This window comes from Colwellia sp. Bg11-12 (assembly GCF_014076955.1).
In the GTDB taxonomy this organism is placed as follows: Bacteria; Pseudomonadota; Gammaproteobacteria; order Enterobacterales; family Alteromonadaceae; genus Colwellia_A.
Genome location: NZ_JACGUZ010000059.1, coordinates 81071 through 97750 on the forward strand (window position 1 = coordinate 81071; position 16680 = coordinate 97750).

Sequence of the window (16680 nt, forward strand, 5' to 3'; positions counted from 1 at the left end):
GAACAAGCTTCAAGGGCTAAATAATGAAAGGTTTAAATAAATGAATAAAATTACGTGTCAGGTAGAGTCATTAACATCACTGACAGAGTTTGTTTATAAGGTGTTATTAAAGCCAAGTGAACAAATCGATTTTCAAGCGGGTCAATATTTGAATTTTGTGATGAGTGACGATGATAAACGCCCGTTTTCTATCGCTAGTGCACCTGATGCCGCATTAATTGAATTACAAATAGGTGCTTCTGGTGCTGACAGTTATCCAATGCAAGTTATTGAGCATATTAAAGCAAATAATACTGTAACCATTGAAATGCCACTCGGTAATGCGCAACTTCGCAGCAAAAGTGAACGTCCGCTATTGTTGTTGGCAGGTGGTACAGGGTTTTCTTATATAAAATCAATGTATGAACTTTTAGCTTCGCAAAAGTCATCACGAAAAGTTGTCGTATATTGGGGCTTACGTGATCAAAGTGCTTGTTATGAGCTGGAAAAAACAGCTAAAATCATCTCAAGTTTAGAAAACGGTACTTTTCATCCGGTTGTAGAGAATCCAGATGACAATTGGCAAGGGCAAGTTGGTATGGTTCACCACGTTGTGATGCAGGATATTCAAAATCTAGCCGATTATGATATTTACCTAGCAGGTCGTTTTGACATGGTGGGAGCGGTTCGCACCGACTTTTTAGCGCAAGGCGCTTTAGTTGAACATATGTTTGCTGATGCCTTCGCCTATATTTAATGTAAAATAGCATGTTGACATAAATAAACCCAAAAAAGCTATCACTGTGATGGCTTTTATTATTTAAGAGTAAAATTGATGAGTAAAAATACCAAAGATCAAGTATTGAACAATATGGCGACAGATATAGGGCGAGGTAAGATTAAAGATAACTTTTTTGCTGCTATTGTTACCTCTAAAGTTTATAAATTGCAGGTGGTGCAGGCTAAAAAAGGTAAAGGGTCATTCAAACGTAGCAGCAAACATCAAGGTAGAGAACCTTATTTAATAAATGCTTAGTACGCTAGGATTTATTAAATAAGGCTTTTAAACGTTACTAGCGGTTCAACTAAAGAGTAAACCTGAGACGTACAATAGCGAAGAAATAACGATTATTTCTTCTCTATTTGCTTAACATATAAAGGGTCAACAAAAAAACCGTGACTCGCCAACCAACTGACTGCGTCTTCATTATGAGTAAACACCTGCCGTTCATAAAATGCGTCGGTGTGAGGTATTAACCTTTCAAGTTGCATTTCTTTGGCGGCACTTGGGCTATAAATATGACAATCTTTGATACAACCATTAGCCTTAAACCATTCACAATGTGTTTCAATATGTTTTTCTATTTCAGGAACACCTAGTTCCCAGTCTTCAAATAAAGAAATAATAGCCCAGTTAGTTCCTTTTAAAGGGGTCGTCTTAGCTTGGAATTCTTTAACATATGCAATAGCCGCTTCTTCATTCCAGCAACCAGAAAACCACTGAATAACAATGTTATCATGGACTTCAATTTTCCATTCACCGTGTATATGAAACATAACGTACCTCTCTTATGCTTTAATATAAAATGGATAATATTAAAAATCTTAATTAGGAGTGTTTAATATACTCTTTGAGCTAGCGACAAATATTTTATAGGGGAGCGACTCTGCTAGTAAGCTTTCGTCGACATCAAATTCAATAAAACCGCTATGCGTAAAAAAGTTGACTAGTTCATCGGATGATACTTTTATATTCTGTAAATCAACAGCTTGATAATAAGTTTTAATGCTCTCATCTTCACATTCATCTGCATCAAGGAATTGGTGCATTGGCATGCTTAATACCGTAATAGATTGCGCTTTTTCATGGTGCTTAACAATCTCTTTAAGTAAGTATTGGCCTACTGCTTGTTTTCGGTATTGGGGAAGAACACTGATCGCTTCAAGTAATATATGAGTTTTAGCTTTTTTAGTGTCATGAGTAATGCTGAGTTGTTCACATAAATCTTGTGTAAGGTTTTGGCCTTTAAAATAAAGGTTTAATGGAATTTCCCAATCAGTATCTTCATTCGCTAATAACGTATAAGAGGCTAAAGCATCACGGTGCTTATTTATTGTTATCAACTCAATTTCAGCTTTAGCAATAATATCGCCATTGTCATTTTTTACATTAATTTCTTGGCAAAGCTGCCAATCAAAAGCACCTGCAATCTCAGGTTTTTTAAAGTCGATTGTTAAATTCATTTTTCTTGATTTCCATTATTTATAGCAAGGGCATTATTGTTGGAGTTGTCCGCTTGAACGACTATCTTATTCAATACTTGGTTGGCTTTTTTATATTCACCTTGTTGTTCTAATACGTGAGAAAAAGTCAGTAAATCAATACTGTCGTATTGCTTAGCTTCCAGATTGACTAAACTATTAAAGGCTTTTTCTGCCATGGGAAGTTGCTGAGCTTTAGCCGCTAAATTGGCTAAGCAGCTTAACCATTTTCCACTATGGGGATCATGATGTAAGTGTTTTTGTACGGCACTCATTAACTCATCAGTAGCAGAAATAGGTAACTGACGAATTTTTTTTAAAAACGCATCATCTACGCCCTTTTTAATAACAGGTAATAATATTTTGTTGAGTGGCTCAATTATTTTATGCTCAGCTAATACTTGGCAATAAGCCAATAGTATTGACTCACGTTGTTTTAGTTTACGTGCTATCTTTTGCCACATTTGTGCAAGCGAGTCGTTGCTTTCTTGGCGTATTGTGTCACTGAAAGCACCATAAAAGGCAATAGCTTCCCATTGTGCTATTTTTTCATCAGTAATTGTTTTTTGTTTTCGAGCTGAAACCAACTGTTCAATGACATAATTAAAGCGTTTTTCATGCAAACTCAATTCAATTTCTAAACTTAATAAACGTGCGTCATGTCCAATGTGTTTATGGTGCTCATCAATAATGGTGCGTGCTTGTGTAAAATCTTCTTGTAGCATCAACAATTTAATCGTCACTAATATTGATTCTAACCCTGAGGTTTTAACCGTGTGATCTTCTTGTGCTAATAAGCTTAAATAATGATTAGTGTTCGAGCGTAATGATTGTTTTGATGACGCCGCGGCCGCCATTAAATAAGCAGTACGAGCAAACATCGACGGTTCAGCAGCTTTAGCTAACAAATGTTCAGCTTGCTGGTGATCCTCAAGAATAAAAGCAGCAATACCGCGATTGAAATCTTTTAAGGCTCGGCGACGATTAGCAAAAGCAATTTTGTTCCAACCACTAAAACCTAGGCGCAGGCTGCCACGAACGAGCTTGAGTGAAAAAGCTAAAGCAACAAATAATAGTGTAAGCATAATGCCGACAGTTACTACGGTCGATTCTATGGTTAAATCCCCCATCGCAATTAAAATATAACCTTTTTCGTTTATAAGCAGTGGGCTAATAGCAACAGCAGCAAAAAATATTAATATCCACAGTATTAATTTTTTCATTATATTGTCTCGCTTGTGCTTTTAGGCTGAACTTTTGACTCTTGTGGGGCTATTGCTTCAGGCGATTTTTTGGATGTGGCGTCAATAGGCTCGATTTGGTTGTCAGGTAACGTGTTCGGCATTACTTGAGGCGCTAGTGGATCAAGCAAGGGTTTTAAGGGTTTGCTAGCCAGCACTTTGCTGATCGCTTTTAGTGATAATAGTGTACTTGGATAGTCGTAACTTATTATTTCACTTTTTAGTTGTTGAATACCTTGATAAAAACTCTGGTTTTCTACGTTTTCCATATCAAAATATTCGGTTAACCATTGTTGAACTTCAGTTAACGTTTGATTATAAATTTTTTGTTTTTTTTCTGTCACGGCCCATTGTGCTAATTGCAGTTTTAAGCTGAGATTTTCACTGAGGTTTTGTTGGTACTGCGGCGACATTAATGGTTTAACGTCACCACTACTTCTGCGAATGGTAATAAAATCAGCAAGAATTTTTTGCCATGTTTTTGCTAAGTTTTCTCGCCAATCATTGATGTTTTCAGATAAAGTAAAATCAGTTGTTTTATTGTTATCGTTTGGAATTTTAACCATGGCTAATGGTAAACGTGTTAATTGTTTACTCATCGCCATTAACGTCATGATGGTATCTTCGCTATTTATAATGGGTATTAAAGTTAATTGTGCAATGTCTTCACGAATCAATTGACGAATAGGTAAAAAAGAAGGGTCGTCGAGTTCTTTTAAACGCATATCCGCATCTTGCAACAAACCAATCGCTGCGCTTGTATCATGCTGAAGCCAGATAGTGCGCGTGGCAATACGAATAAGGTATTCTGCTTCGTGTAACAACCAATCACTCGGCTGATTTTGTGATAACCGTTCAACAGTCTTTTCAAGTTGAGTCATTTTAACTTGGCTGTCGGCACTTATTTTTGCGATATCCTTGGTGAAGCTATTGGAAAATTCTGCTTGTTGCTGATCGAGTAATTGCTTAAATTTTTGTTCAATACTGGCTAAGTTTTGCTGTGTTTTTTGCTCGCTATTGGCCAAGATTTGCTGGGTTTGTTTTAACACATTTTCTTTGATACCCGCTTGTTTTTGCATACCCCAATAATATAAACCACCGACACCAGCACTTGCCGCTAATGCTATAATTAAGGAAAGCACAGCGGTCTTAGATAATTTTTGTTTATTTGTAGTAGAATTTTTCTTTGGTAAAGGAGTAGACACTTTTTCAGGCGATTTCATTGTTGATTTTTTCTCGTTGGCTGGCGCTTTATTTTTATTCGTTACAGATTGTTGCTTCTCATCACTCGGAGATTTTTCAGGTGTAGGCGTGAGTGAAATAGAGGTTGAAAAACCTTGCTCAGACTTTTTTTCTTCTGACGTTTTTGACTCATCTTGTTTTTTATCAGTCATTATTTTTTCCATGTAAATTGATGGCGCTAAGAATAGCTTGGTCATTAGCACCATTTGCATTAACAATATTGAGTAAGCCTAATTGTTTTGCTCGTTCTGCAATACGCACACTCGCTACAATCCATAAACAACTGTTCTTCCAATCACTGTCTGAATTGTTTATTAAGTGTATTATGCTTTCTAGCAAAGCGTTACTGGTAATAACAATACAATTAATCTGCTGGTTTTTCCATTGTTCAACGGGGTCTTGTGTTAACGCAAGCCAAATTTTTTTGTAACTTTCTAAATAATGAACGTTTGCTCCGCGCATACTCAGTTCCTGGGCGAGATGTTCTCGTCCACCGTCACCACGAATAATAATAACATTTTGACCATTGACGTTTTTTTTATTGAGTTCATCAAGCGTTAACAACCCCTCACTGGTATGAGATTCAGGAGATATAGCGTTAATACCAAAACGGTTTAAGGCTGCCCTTGTTGCATCACCTACCGCAATAATAGTTTTTTGTTGCCAATAAGATAAGCTAAAAGTGCGATGCGCAAACTCTACTGCAGCTACGCTCACGAAAATAAGCGTGGCATGTGGATATTGTTCAATGAGTTTTTGAATAGTCGTTTTGCTAGCAAGCGTTTGATAATCAAAAAATGGTTGGCACCAACTTTTTATGCCGATACTTTTTAGCTGTTGTGCTAAAGCACGCCCTGATTTTTCAGGACGTGTGATTAAAACCTGTATATTACTTCTGTTCAGCATATACCTGACGCAATATTTTATCAGCGCCTTTTTCAAGTAATTGATCAGCTAGTATATTGCCTATTTGCTCTGCATTATCAATTGAGCCACTAATTTCACTGGTTAATATTTCACTACCGTCGGTTGCGCCAACTAAGCCACGTAAATATATTTCGCCATTTTCCTTAATAATCGCGTAACTACCAATTGGCACCTGACAACCACCTTCTAAAGCACGGTTCATTGCGCGTTCTGCTAACACCCGAATACGGGTGGTTTCACAACCTAATGGTGCGAGCAAAGCTTTAAGTGTTGAATCGTTCGTTCTACACTCAATGCCAACAGCGCCTTGTCCATTGGCAGGAAGCATGACTTCGGGTGCAATGAACTCTTGAATTCGCTCAGGCATCTCTAAACGTATTAAGCCAGCAGCCGCAAGAATAATTGCGTCATACTCACCGTTATCAAGTTTTTTCAAACGGGTATTTACGTTACCGCGCAAATCGCGAATGTCTAAATCTGGGCGCAGGGCTTTAATTTGACATTGACGACGTAAACTTGAGGTACCCACAACAGCACCTTGTGGCAGTTCAGCTAAGCTTTTTATAGTGTTCGATACAAATGCATCACGGGGATCTTCACGTGGGCAAATAACTTCTAACCCTAAGCCTTCTGGGAATTCTACGGGTACATCTTTCATCGAGTGCACCGCGATGTCGGCGCGACCTTCTAATATGGCAACTTCAAGTTCCTTAACAAACAGTCCTTTGCCACCTACTTTAGCTAAAGGGGTATCTAAAATAATATCACCTTTGGTGGTCATAGGAACAAGTTCAACAGTAATACCGGGATGAAAATGCTCTAATTGTGTTTTTACATATTCTGCTTGCCATAAAGCGAGTGCGCTCTTACGTGTGGCAATGCGTACAGTTGTAGTGCTCATTCAAATTATCCTGCGCTAATGGTTATTTCGGTATCAGCCTGAATGCTAATGGCTTTTGATAAAAATTGCCAAAGCTCGCCGCCACCACGTTTATCTGTCCATTGGCTATTCTGAAACTGAAAATGATGGCCATTAAATTTAGTTGCCACCCATATTTCATGCAAGGGTGCTTGTTTGTTAATGATGACTTTACTGTTATTTTTAAAGGTAAGCGTTAGCATACCGCCAACCCCTTCATAATCAATGTCGGTACCACAATCTTCAACGGCCTCCTCTATTAGAAGAATAATTTCATCGGCAAGTAAATTGTATTGGCTGTCGTTCATTAATGCTTCCTTTTCTAGCGCAATGAAATTTATTCATCTTTGCTAGCTATTTGTTGGTCATGAGATTATAAAACGTCTATCATGAGAAAAAAATCGAATAAATCAAGTATGCGTAAACAAAATTCAATTATTTTAGCGTTTTTTATTATATCAGTGCTTTTAAGTGGATGTGGAATTAAAGGTCCATTAACGCAAAAATCTGTGCAAGAAAAAACTGACAACGCTAAAACTGAGCAGAAACAAAATTCATCAGCAGGATCATTGCAGGAAAACTAACCGTGGATTTTTTCAATTACAAAAATACTTCACTTTATGCTGAAGGTTGTGCCGTAACTAAACTTGCTAAACAACATGGTACGCCGTTATATATATATTCGCGCGCGACGATTGAACGTCATTGGCATGCCTTTGACCAAGCCGCTGGTGATAAACCTCACTTAGTTTGTTATGCGGTGAAAGCCAATAGCAATATTGCTGTGTTGAATGTGATGGCACGTTTAGGTAGTGGTTTTGATATTGTATCCAAAGGTGAACTTGCTCGTGTGCTACAAGCGGGTGGCGATGCTGGTAAAGTTGTATTTTCAGGCGTTGGCAAAAAATCAGAGGAAATTGCTTTTGCTTTAGAAAAAGGCATTTACTGCTTCAATGTTGAATCAGCCGCAGAGCTCTCACGTATTCAGCAGGTAGCAGAGCGCATGAAGCTCATTGCTCCCGTTTCTTTAAGAGTTAACCCTGATGTTGATGCAGGTACCCATCCCTATATATCTACAGGTCTAAAAGAAAATAAATTTGGTATTAGTATTGATGACGCTTTTGAGTTGTATCAACACGCTAGCGGATTATCAAATATTGCTGTAAAGGGAATTGATTGTCACATTGGTTCGCAGTTAACTGAAGTACAACCTTTTTTAGATGCGCTTGACCGTGTTTTAGCGCTTGTTGATCGCCTTGCAGAAAAAAATATTATTTTATCGCATATTGACGTCGGTGGAGGTTTAGGGGTTTGTTATAACGACGAAACGCCACCACACCCTAACGAATATGCGAAAGCGATTGCAGAGAAATTAGCCGACCGTGATATTACGCTGATTTATGAACCCGGTCGTGCCATTATGGCTAATGCAGGAATATTGGTCACTGAAGTTGAATTGCTAAAAACTAATCAGGACCGACATTTTGCTATTGTTGATGCCGCGATGAATGATTTAATTCGCCCATCACTTTATCAAGCCTGGCAAGCCATTATTAAAGTTGAGCAAAACAACATTGTTGAAAAACAAACATACGATATTGTTGGCCCTATTTGTGAAACCGGTGACTTTCTTGGTAAAGCTCGTGAATTAAGCATTGTAGCAGGCGATTTATTAGCGATTCGTTCATCAGGTGCTTATGGTTTTTCGATGAGCTCAAACTATAATAGTCGACCAAAAGCGGCAGAAATTATGGTCGATGGTGAAGAAAATCATTTGATCCGTGCTCGTGAAACAATAGAGCAACTGTGGCAAGGCGAGTCTTTGTTACCGCAATAAGTATAAAAATTTAATATGGGTAGTAAATGTTAGTTAATTTTTCAAAAATGCACGGTTTAGGTAACGACTTTTTAGTACTAGACAATGTTACACAAAATGTTTATTTGTCGAATGAACAAATAAAGCATTTAGCCGACCGAAATTTTGGCGTTGGCTTTGACCAAGTCTTAGTGGTTGAGCCGCCATACGACCCCGATTTAGATTTTCATTATCGTATTTTTAATGCCGATGGTAGTGAAGTCGGTCAGTGTGGTAATGGTGCACGTTGTTTTGCTAAATTTGTGCGTTTAAAAGGATTAACGAATAAAAATAAAATTAAGGTATCAACACAATCAGGTAAAATGACCTTGTTTGTTGAGCGCGACGGTAATGTTTCAGTGAACATGCCAACCCCTAAATTTGAACCTAGCCAAATTCCTTTTACTGCTCAAAAAGTAGAAGGAACTTATATTTTGCGTAGCGACGAAGAAACAGTTTTATGTGGCGTTGTTTCTTTAGGTAACCCGCATTGTGTATTGACGGTTGATTCTGTTGTTGAGGCACCTGTTGCCACGTTGGGTAAAGCGTTATCAAACCATGAACGATTCCCTCAACAAGTTAATGTTGGCTTTATGGAAATTGTTTCCCCTGATTATATTAAACTACGCGTTTATGAGCGTGGCACGGCTGAAACGTTAGCGTGTGGCAGTGGTGCTTGTGCAGCGGTAGTTATTGGCCAAACACAAAATAAATTAGGTCGAGATGTTACGGTAGAATTACCGGGTGGCAAGTTAAAAGTCTATTGGAAAGGCCCTGGGAACTCGGTAAAGATGACCGGTCCGGCGGTACATGTTTTTGATGGACAATTAAATTTGTAATTAGCATAAGAATTAGCTTACATAACAACAACTCAAGAAATAGAGAATTAATTTGAACGACTCAAACCCAATACAGTTAGATGAAGTAAGCTTAACAGATGATCTCATTGTTGATTACTTACACGACAACCCTGAATTCTTTAATCGTAATCCTGAGCTGATCAACAGCCTACGCTTATCTGACATTAACCGCGGTACGGTTTCATTAGTCCAAAGGCAGCAAAGCCAGCAGCGTCAAAAAATTCATGGTCTAGAGGAAGAAATCACCCAATTAATGGCGATTGCTAATCAAAATGAACAGCTTTTTGCCTTATACAGTGACTTGTATTTACGTTTATTAGATTGCAGTTCGGCAAACGAATTACTTGATTGCATGTATCAAGCAACAACAGAATTATTGTCGTTATCAGGTTTAAAAGTATGGTTAAAAGAAAATACGGTGATTGACCATACCAGTATTGTTAAAAATGACTGTGCAGGGGTGATGAATAACCGTTTATCCAAAGATGACTATTATTTTGGCCGCTTACAAAAAAGTGAACAAGAACTGATTTTTTCACAACACCAAGAAGGTTCTGTTGTCTTAATTAAGTTAAATCACTTAAATGATAGTCTTGGATTTATAGCGATAAGCAGTGCTGATGCGGACCATTTTGATCCGCGTATGGACACACTATTACTCAGCCAATTTAGAAAACTTGTTGCAAAGCTCCTTTTTCAACAACTGTATAAATAACTGAATAGATGAGATTTTATCGTCGCTTAGCGCCCTTTCAAGCTATTAGTTTTGACCTTGATGATACCTTGTATAGCAATTATCCAGTAATGATGGCAACAGATGCGAAAATGGTTGCATATTTTTCGACATTTTTTTCATCGACGAAAGCAGATATAGATTGTGCGCAAAACACCGTGTTTGATTATCTTTTTTGGTCTCCTTTTCGTCAACAAGCACTCAAAGAAAATCCTCAATTAGTTCATCATGTCGGTGATATGCGTTTTGTTACTTATACACTGGGTATGAAAGCGCTAGGGTTAACTGAAGATGCTGCTAAACAGGCAGCACAAAAAGCATTAGATTATTTTGTGCTACAACGCAGTGATTTTGTTGTTCCTAATGGCGTTCATCAATTATTAACAGGTTTACAGAAAAAGTATCCCTTAGTGGCAATCAGTAATGGCAACGTTGATACGGATAAGATAGGTATTTCTGATTACTTTCAATATCGTTTTCATGCGGGTGATTTATCAACGACGTCTTTAAATAAAAATAAACGACTTCGACAAAAACCTTACGCCGATATGTTTGATGAGGCTTGTGAAAAACTATTAATAAAACCAGCACAATTATTACATGTTGGTGATTGTGGTCGCTCTGATATTCAAGGCGCGATCAATGCGGGTTGTCAAACAGCATGGATTTCTTGCTATGACGTTGGACAACCACTGACTGTTTTACCCAATATTGAGCTAGCTGATATTAGCGAACTACGCCACTTGTTATAGTATACCCGTGCCACTTCAATATGTAGGTTTCAGCAAGTCGAGAAAGGGTCAACTGTACAGGTTATACGTTCCAAACATAACTTAAGTACCTACATCCGTGTAGGCAAAGCATTGATTGAAGAGAATAGTAATTCTATTGTCGAAATCAATAACGAAGGAGATGATCCTTTATCGGCTTGCCCGTAGGGAGCTAAGTTAGAAAACTAGTTCAGCGTTGCACTATTTGATAAGGGAATAACCATTATCTGCGTATCGCGCCTTGATCTAATTTCCTAGCTTAACTCTGAAACTTCATATTGAAGTGGTATGGGTATATACCTATACTTTACTTTCAATATAAATTTTCCACTTTTCTAAGGTTATTTTCCCGTTATGGACGTTTCTGAACTACTTGAGTCACTCAATGAAAAACAACGAGATGTTGTTGCCGCGCCACTACAAAATATGTTGGTATTAGCCGGCGCAGGTAGTGGTAAAACTCGAGTTTTAGTCCAGCGTATTGCTTGGTTAATGCAAGTTGAAAATGCTTCTTCTCATAGTATTTTAGCGGTTACCTTTACGAATAAAGCGGCTGCAGAAATGCGGGTACGGGTTGAAAAAACCGTTGAAGGCAATGTTCATGGTATGTGGGTAGGTACGTTCCATGGCTTAGCACACCGTTTACTTCGTATGCATTTTCAAGAAGCTAAATTACCACAAAATTTTCAAGTACTCGATTCTGATGATCAATTGCGTTTAGTCAAACGTATCGTGCGTTCGTTAGGGATTGACGAAAAACGTTGGCCGCCTAAGCAAATGCAGTGGTATATCAATGGAAAAAAAGATGAAGGTATTCGCCCACATCACATTGAAGTTTATGACGACCCGACCGAACAAACGTTTGTAAAAGTTTATCAAGGATATCAAGAAGCGTGTGACCGTGCGGGTTTAGTTGATTTTGCTGAATTATTACTCCGTGCGCATGAACTTTGGCTAAATAATCCCGTGCTGCTTGCCCATTATCAGCAACGCTTTAAACATATCTTAGTTGACGAGTTTCAAGATACCAATGCGATTCAATATGCGTGGTTAAATATTTTAGGCAATGCGTCAAGCAAGGTGATGATTGTTGGCGATGACGACCAATCAATCTACGGCTGGCGTGGTGCTAAAATTGAAAACATTCAGCGCTTTCTCAATGAATTTGATAATACACAAACGATACGTTTAGAGCAGAATTACCGTTCCACAGCCAATATTCTAAATGCAGCCAATAAACTTATTGCTAATAATAATAACCGTTTAGGCAAAAAATTGTGGACAGAAGATGAGGCTGGCGAAAAAATATCGATTTACACCGCATTCAATGAAATTGATGAAGCTCGTTTTATTGCCGGCCGTATTACTGACTGGCGTAAAGAAGGCAGCTTAGATGATGTTGCGATTTTATACCGTAGTAATGCACAATCACGTTTACTCGAGGAAGCGCTATTACAAAGTCGTTTACCGTATCGTATTTATGGCGGACAACGCTTCTTTGAACGCCTAGAAATTAAAGATGCGCTTGCTTATTTACGTTTACTGAATAACCGTGATGACGATGCGGCTTTTGAGCGTATTATTAATACTCCAACCCGTGGTATAGGCAACACCAGCCTTTCGTTAATACGTGATGCAGCGCGCAGCTTAGAAATGACCTTATGGGAAGCCTGTCAATTCATGCTGAAAAATGATGAGTTAAAAGGTCGCAGCGCTAAAGTGATTCAGAATTTTATCAGCGTTATTGACCAGCTTGAAGATGACTCTAGTCATTTAGATCTCGACCAGCAAGCCAACTACGTTATTCAACACAGTGGTTTGAAAGCGATGTACCAAGCTGAAAAAGGTGAACGTGCTGAGGCAAGAATAGAAAACTTAAATGAGCTCGTTACCGCTTGCCAAACGTTTGAAGCGGACCCTGAATTAATAGAAGAACAAACCAAGTTAACATCATTTTTAACACATGCAGCACTTGAAGCTGGCGAGTCGCAAGCTGATGACTATGAACCTGCTGTGCAATTGATGACCATGCATTCAGCGAAAGGCCTAGAATTTCCATTAGTGTTTATTGCTGGTTTGGAGGAAGGTATGTTTCCTTCACAAAAATCAGTAGAAGAAATAGGACGCTTAGAAGAAGAGCGCCGTTTATGCTACGTAGGCATGACACGTGCGATGAATAAGCTATACTTGTGTCATGCTGAAAGTCGTCGACTCTATGGACAAGAAAAGTTTCATAAAGCGAGTCGTTTTTTACGCGAATTACCCCCTGAATGCACAGAGGAAATAAGGTTACAAAATCAAGTAACTCGCCCGTCAACAAAAGGGAAGTTTTCATCTACTTTTACGCTGGAAACATTTGAAAATACAGGCTTTAGTTTAGGACAATCTGTTGTTCATGCTAAATTTGGTGAGGGTGTGGTCTTGAACTATGAAGGTTCAGGAGCCCAAAGCCGTATTCAAGTTAATTTTACTGATGTAGGTAGTAAATGGCTCGTTGTCGCCTATGCTAATTTACAAGCTATCGTTTAATATCAGATGAAAGTGATTATTTTCAGTTGATGTCATTATAAAAATAAGGTTAGAAAATATATGTCAATGCAATTACTCGTAGTAGAAGATAGTAAGCCTATTGCTCGTGTTATTAGGCAAATTGGCGAGGCATTAAATTACCAAGTCACTGTTGCTACCACGCTTGCCGAAGTGGAAAGTATTTTACAAGGTAACACTGATTTTTTTGCTGCAACAATTGATTACGCTTTACCTGATGCTCCTAATGGCGAGGCAATAGCCTATGTACTCTCACATAGTATTCCCAGTGTGGTGATGACAGGTAAAATGGATGAAACTACTCGACAGCAAATACTTGCTCAGCCCGTTGTTGACTATATCCCTAAAGAGAATAGCCAAGCTTTCCTTTATTTAAAACGTATTTTACATTGGCAAATAACCAACAGCAGCACAGGTATTCTTGTTGTTGATGATTCTTTAGCGGCACGAAATTATGTTTCGCAGCTCTTAAAACGCCGCAACTTTAATGTTTATTTAGCCAATGATGGTGTGCAAGCGCTAGAACGCTTAAAGCAGCACAAAGACATTAAATTGGTGATCACCGATCTGGAAATGCCTATAATGGACGGTATCGAATTAACCAATGAAATCCGTAAAATTTATAGTCGTGATCAACTCGCTATTATTGGTATATCTGGCGCAGACAACGGTATGCATTCGGCACGCTTTATTAAAAATGGTGCTGATGACTTTTTACGTAAACCTTTTTGCCCAGAAGAGTTTTATTGTCGAATTACCCAAAATATTGAGAATTTAAACAATATTGAACAAATCCAAAAAGCAGCAAACGTAGACTATTTAACCGACTTACCTAACAGACGGGCTTTTTTCTCTAAAGCAGAACAACTGGTGCCTCAATATATTAAAAGAGACATGCCTTATTGTGTGGCTATGATCGACATTGATTTTTTCAAAAAAATCAATGATAACTACGGAAATGATGCTGGCGATCATGTTTTAAAAGTACTGGCATTATATATGCGTAAACATCTAGGATCAGGTTTGCTGGCCCGCTTAGGTGGTGAAGAGTTTGCTGTCTTAATGTATGGTGTTGATGAGGATCAACTTTACACTAAATTAGACGATCTTCGTCGAGATATTTCTGTTTCCCAGCTAACTTTTGAAGAGCACCATATTACCTTTAACATCAGTATAGGCTTAGTTTGTAATAGTACAGAGACGTTTGCTAAACAACTTAATCAAGCGGAAAGTGCGCTTTATAATGCTAAAGAAAATGGCCGTAATCAACTTAGCATTTTTGGTGTTGATGACTAGTTAATTTTATGAGGTTATGGTTTATTAAATAACCTCAAAGCCCTAATAAATTTTAGGTGCTTTTTTTTATAAAAAAAAGTAAGGTAACTCATTAAATTAACAATAAGGTGCATTAAATGAAGAAGAAAATAATACTCATGAGCAAATCTTTGCTGGTGTTATTTTGTTTTTTTATTTGTACCTCGACTCCAATTTTTGCTCAACAACTTGATAGCGAACAAGTAAAAGCTGTTTACATTTATAACTTTGTTAAAAATGTAACTTGGCTAAATGAAAACGAAAAAGATCAATTTATAATCGGCATCTATGGTGATGATGGCTTTGCTGAACAGCTCAATAAAACCCTTTCTAAACGGGTAATAAAAAATAAAACCATCGAAGTCATCACCATTAAAAACATTCAAGAAGGGAAAAAAACAGATTTGTTTTTTTCTGCTGCCAATCAAAATACAGAAATTGCCAATATCGCTTCAATTCTTAGAGGCAGTAATACACTGTTGATTACTGATAATAGTGCTGATAAACATAGTGTCATGATTAACTTGGTGAATAATCCTGAAGATTCGGCTATCAGCTTTGAAGTCAATAAATCGAATATTGTTTTTGAAGGTTTGATCATGTCAGCAGAATTACTACTGCTAGGTGGAACTGAGCTTGATGTTGCAACATTGTATCGTGAAACAGAATTGGCATTACAAACAATTAGAGGACGAGAAATTAAGCTGAACGAGAAGCTTACTGAACAACGAAATCAAATATCTTCAGCAAAAATCAAATTAAAAACTTTAAATGAGAACTTAACGCAGCAAGAAAAAGTTGCCGGTCAGCGTCAACAAGAGCTTAACGTCTTAAAAAAAGATATTGAACAACAGCAACGCTCTATAAAAAGTAAAGAGTTGCAGCTTAAACAAGTCGCAACACAGTTAAAAGTAGCGAAAACCAATTTAGAAAATCAACAAAGCTCTGTACATAGCAAGGAACAAGAGAATGTTCTTATGGCTGAAAAAATAGTCACCAATAGAAATATATTACAGCAGCAGCAGCAACAAATAAGTGATCAAGGCGTACAGTTAAATCAGAAAAATGAAGAGTTAGTAGAACGCGAAGAACGCATAGACAAACAACGGTTTTATCTTATCTTGATGGCGTTCTTTATAACATTATTGGTGTTAATTTCAGGGCTAGTCGTTTTACTTTTTGTTAAAAACAGACAGACGACACGCACATTAAGTCGTACGCTCGAAAACTTACAAAATATGCAGCAGCAATTAGTCCAATCTGAAAAAATGGCGTCGTTAGGCACGTTAACGGCTGGCGTAGCTCATGAAATAAATACCCCGCTTGGTATCGCGGTAACATCGACAAGTTCTGCTTTAGAAAGCACTCAAAAAATTCGCGAAAATTTTGAAACAGGTAATTTAACCCGTACCGCAATGGAAAGTTATTTCAATGGTATGGAAAAATCCTCCAACTTAAATACTAATGCTTTAGAACGTGTTATTGAATTACTGAATAACTTTAAGCAAGTGGCTGCCGATCAAATGGTTGGCGAAGAACGAGAGATAGATTTAGTGAGTTACATTGAAGAAGTTATGTCGACGTTATCTGCAGAGATGAAACGCTTTAGGGTGAGTTATCAATACAGTGGTGAAAGTGAATTGGTCATCACCACTATTCCTGGTGCTTTAGCACAAGTACTCACCAATTTAGTGACCAATGCTTTAAAGCATGCTTTTGAAAGCAAGGAATTGGGTAATATAGCTATTAACCTATCGAAAACAGAAGATAACAAGGTCGTGATTCTATTTAAAGATAATGGTCATGGCATGAGCCAACATGTTTTAGATAATATTTTCGAACCTTTTTTCACCACTAAAAGAAATTCGGGTGGTACGGGTTTAGGTATGAACATTGTTTATAATATTGTTTGTCAAAAACTTCAAGGCAATATAAAAATAGACAGTAAACTTGAACAGGGTTCAAATTTTCATATTACCCTACCAATGAAACTGAAGGCTTAGCACTGAGCTAACCCTAGACGAAAACTTT

The 16680-nt window shown here is 37.8% G+C and carries 17 protein-coding genes; 10 read left to right on the forward strand and 7 right to left on the reverse strand.

The genetic code is table 11. The annotated features are described in order from the left end of the window. The first annotated feature begins 40 nt into the window (after nt 1-40). Entirely contained in the window at nt 41-736 is a 696-nt protein-coding gene (gene fre / locus H4J39_RS06305; RefSeq protein WP_182226588.1) for an NAD(P)H-flavin reductase, read from the forward strand. Between the two features lie 78 nt (nt 737-814). Further along, nucleotides 815-1015, forward strand: a complete 201-nt coding sequence (gene arfA / locus H4J39_RS06310; protein WP_182226590.1) for an alternative ribosome rescue factor ArfA — start codon at nt 815-817, stop codon at nt 1013-1015. A gap of 92 nt (nt 1016-1107) precedes the next feature. Here the strand turns inward: arfA and H4J39_RS06315 are convergent, their stop codons facing one another. Genes H4J39_RS06315 through cyaY form a run of 7 tightly spaced genes read right to left on the reverse strand, consistent with a single transcriptional unit; the run spans nt 1108 to nt 6878 of the window. Further along, entirely contained in the window at nt 1108-1536 is a 429-nt protein-coding gene (locus tag H4J39_RS06315; RefSeq protein WP_182227103.1) for a hypothetical protein, read from the reverse strand. Nucleotides 1537-1584: 48 nt separating this feature from the next. Further along, entirely contained in the window at nt 1585-2223 is a 639-nt protein-coding gene (locus H4J39_RS06320) for a hypothetical protein (protein WP_182226592.1), read from the reverse strand. After that, nucleotides 2220-3464 carry a heme biosynthesis HemY N-terminal domain-containing protein gene (locus H4J39_RS06325; RefSeq protein ID WP_182226594.1) on the reverse strand — a complete coding sequence of 415 codons (1245 nt, stop codon included), beginning with the start codon at nt 3462-3464 and terminating at the stop codon, nt 2220-2222. The genes H4J39_RS06320 and H4J39_RS06325 overlap by 4 nt, the downstream gene beginning before the upstream one ends. Further along, nucleotides 3464-4876: a uroporphyrinogen-III C-methyltransferase gene (locus H4J39_RS06330; RefSeq protein ID WP_182226596.1), complete on the reverse strand. Its 1413-nt coding sequence runs from the start codon at nt 4874-4876 to the stop codon at nt 3464-3466. Before H4J39_RS06330 ends, H4J39_RS06325 begins: the two co-directional genes overlap by 1 nt. Continuing rightward, nucleotides 4869-5630, reverse strand: a complete 762-nt coding sequence (locus H4J39_RS06335; RefSeq protein ID WP_182226598.1) for a uroporphyrinogen-III synthase — start codon at nt 5628-5630, stop codon at nt 4869-4871. The genes H4J39_RS06330 and H4J39_RS06335 overlap by 8 nt, the downstream gene beginning before the upstream one ends. Beyond that, complete coding sequence (gene hemC / locus H4J39_RS06340; RefSeq protein WP_182226600.1) at nt 5614-6552, reverse strand: hydroxymethylbilane synthase; 939 nt, start codon at nt 6550-6552, stop codon at nt 5614-5616. Before hemC ends, H4J39_RS06335 begins: the two co-directional genes overlap by 17 nt. A gap of 5 nt (nt 6553-6557) precedes the next feature. Next, nucleotides 6558-6878 (reverse strand): iron donor protein CyaY, encoded by a 321-nt coding sequence (cyaY, locus tag H4J39_RS06345; RefSeq protein WP_182226602.1) that lies wholly within the window; start codon nt 6876-6878, stop codon nt 6558-6560. An 81-nt stretch (nt 6879-6959) separates the two neighbouring features. Between cyaY and H4J39_RS06350 the strand changes: the two genes are divergently transcribed. The 8 genes from H4J39_RS06350 (at nt 6960) to H4J39_RS06385 (ending at nt 16652) form a co-directional block, all read left to right on the forward strand. Then, a complete protein-coding gene (locus tag H4J39_RS06350; RefSeq protein WP_182226604.1) occupies nt 6960-7154 on the forward strand; it encodes an LPS translocon maturation chaperone LptM in 195 nt (64 codons plus the stop codon). Between the two features lie 2 nt (nt 7155-7156). Further along, nucleotides 7157-8407 carry a diaminopimelate decarboxylase gene (gene lysA, locus H4J39_RS06355; RefSeq protein WP_182226606.1) on the forward strand — a complete coding sequence of 417 codons (1251 nt, stop codon included), beginning with the start codon at nt 7157-7159 and terminating at the stop codon, nt 8405-8407. Between the two features lie 26 nt (nt 8408-8433). Then, nucleotides 8434-9264: a diaminopimelate epimerase gene (dapF, locus tag H4J39_RS06360; protein ID WP_182226608.1), complete on the forward strand. Its 831-nt coding sequence runs from the start codon at nt 8434-8436 to the stop codon at nt 9262-9264. 52 nt (nt 9265-9316) lie between these two features. Further along, the gene (locus H4J39_RS06365; protein WP_182226610.1) at nt 9317-10000 is read left to right on the forward strand and encodes a DUF484 family protein; all 684 of its coding nucleotides are present in this window, start codon (nt 9317-9319) and stop codon (nt 9998-10000) included. An 8-nt stretch (nt 10001-10008) separates the two neighbouring features. After that, nucleotides 10009-10770, forward strand: coding sequence for an HAD-IA family hydrolase (locus tag H4J39_RS06370; protein ID WP_182226612.1), 762 nt, complete (start codon nt 10009-10011; stop codon nt 10768-10770). A 372-nt stretch (nt 10771-11142) separates the two neighbouring features. Then, on the forward strand, nt 11143-13317 hold the full coding sequence (uvrD, locus tag H4J39_RS06375; RefSeq protein ID WP_182226614.1) for a DNA helicase II: 2175 nt from the start codon (nt 11143-11145) through the stop codon (nt 13315-13317). Nucleotides 13318-13377: 60 nt separating this feature from the next. Continuing rightward, nucleotides 13378-14631 (forward strand): diguanylate cyclase, encoded by a 1254-nt coding sequence (locus H4J39_RS06380; protein ID WP_182226616.1) that lies wholly within the window; start codon nt 13378-13380, stop codon nt 14629-14631. A gap of 116 nt (nt 14632-14747) precedes the next feature. Next, entirely contained in the window at nt 14748-16652 is a 1905-nt protein-coding gene (locus H4J39_RS06385) for a YfiR/HmsC family protein (RefSeq protein WP_182226617.1), read from the forward strand. Nucleotides 16653-16680 lie beyond the last annotated feature (28 nt).

Coding starts and splice junctions, on each gene's coding strand:
- fre (WP_182226588.1), top strand. CDS start 41: ATGAATAAAATTACGTGTCAGGTAGAGTCATTAACATCACTGACAGAG.
- arfA (WP_182226590.1), top strand. CDS start 815: ATGAGTAAAAATACCAAAGATCAAGTATTGAACAATATGGCGACAGAT.
- H4J39_RS06315 (WP_182227103.1), bottom strand. CDS start 1,536: ATGTTTCATATACACGGTGAATGGAAAATTGAAGTCCATGATAACATT.
- H4J39_RS06320 (WP_182226592.1), bottom strand. CDS start 2,223: ATGAATTTAACAATCGACTTTAAAAAACCTGAGATTGCAGGTGCTTTT.
- H4J39_RS06325 (WP_182226594.1), bottom strand. CDS start 3,464: ATGAAAAAATTAATACTGTGGATATTAATATTTTTTGCTGCTGTTGCT.
- H4J39_RS06330 (WP_182226596.1), bottom strand. CDS start 4,876: ATGACTGATAAAAAACAAGATGAGTCAAAAACGTCAGAAGAAAAAAAG.
- H4J39_RS06335 (WP_182226598.1), bottom strand. CDS start 5,630: ATGCTGAACAGAAGTAATATACAGGTTTTAATCACACGTCCTGAAAAA.
- hemC (WP_182226600.1), bottom strand. CDS start 6,552: ATGAGCACTACAACTGTACGCATTGCCACACGTAAGAGCGCACTCGCT.
- cyaY (WP_182226602.1), bottom strand. CDS start 6,878: ATGAACGACAGCCAATACAATTTACTTGCCGATGAAATTATTCTTCTA.
- H4J39_RS06350 (WP_182226604.1), top strand. CDS start 6,960: ATGAGAAAAAAATCGAATAAATCAAGTATGCGTAAACAAAATTCAATT.
- dapF (WP_182226608.1), top strand. CDS start 8,434: ATGTTAGTTAATTTTTCAAAAATGCACGGTTTAGGTAACGACTTTTTA.
- H4J39_RS06370 (WP_182226612.1), top strand. CDS start 10,009: ATGAGATTTTATCGTCGCTTAGCGCCCTTTCAAGCTATTAGTTTTGAC.
- uvrD (WP_182226614.1), top strand. CDS start 11,143: ATGGACGTTTCTGAACTACTTGAGTCACTCAATGAAAAACAACGAGAT.
- H4J39_RS06380 (WP_182226616.1), top strand. CDS start 13,378: ATGTCAATGCAATTACTCGTAGTAGAAGATAGTAAGCCTATTGCTCGT.
- H4J39_RS06385 (WP_182226617.1), top strand. CDS start 14,748: ATGAAGAAGAAAATAATACTCATGAGCAAATCTTTGCTGGTGTTATTT.